This window comes from Pseudomonas putida (assembly GCF_004357765.1).
Taxonomy (GTDB): domain Bacteria; phylum Pseudomonadota; class Gammaproteobacteria; order Pseudomonadales; family Pseudomonadaceae; genus Aquipseudomonas; species Aquipseudomonas putida_U.
The window spans coordinates 1-644 of the sequence record NZ_SMTE01000099.1; the positions used below are offsets into that span (position 1 = coordinate 1).

The 644-nt window shown below is 66.9% G+C and carries 2 protein-coding genes; both read right to left on the reverse strand.

The genetic code is table 11. From position 1 onward, the window contains the following. The coding region (locus E2H86_RS25700) for a sigma factor (protein ID WP_306767656.1) at positions 1-211 on the reverse strand (211 nt) is incomplete at its 3' end. Between the two features lie 25 nt (positions 212-236). Further along, the gene (locus E2H86_RS25705; protein WP_207955662.1) at positions 237-566 is read right to left on the reverse strand and encodes a hypothetical protein; all 330 of its coding nucleotides are present in this window, start codon (positions 564-566) and stop codon (positions 237-239) included. Positions 567-644: the final 78 nt, after the last annotated feature.

Sequence of the window (644 nt, forward strand, 5' to 3'; positions counted from 1 at the left end):
GCCCATCACTCTCATCCTTGACTCCGATCTGGCCGATTTGGCCGATCGGGCCGAGCCGGGGGCGCAATTGGAAGCGCCAGCGGTACCGCCAGGCGCGTTCAAGTGTGTCCTGGAGGAGGTCGTCGGCGCGGCTCGCGTCACGCACGAGGCCGCGCGCGTGCCGGCGCAGGCGAGGGGTGAGTGCAATCAGCCGGCTGGCCAGATCGGACATGGAAGCGCGAGCGTGGGCGGCGTGCTTACGGCTTGGCGATGTGCCAAACGTTCATGAAGCCATCGCCGGTCTGGTCACCCGGCATCTTGTCCTTGGTCCAGAGGTAGAGCGGCTTGCCGCGGTAGGCCCACTGCTTCTTGCCGTCGTCGCGCGTGATGATGGTGTAATCGCCGGACGGCTTATCGGCATCGTTGGCGGCCAGCGGCGGCCAGTTGTCGGCGCACTTGCCATTGCAGGCGCTCTTGCCGGCCGTGGCGTCACGGTCGAACGTGTAAAGCGCCATGCCGTGCTCATCCGTGAGCGTGCCGTTGGTCACCTTAACAGCCGACGGCGTCGACGACGCCCCCATGCCCATGCCGCTGCAGCCTGCCAAACCGAATGCAGCGAGCAGCGCGGCGCCGGCCAACGCGGCGCGCGGATTGAACAACTTCTG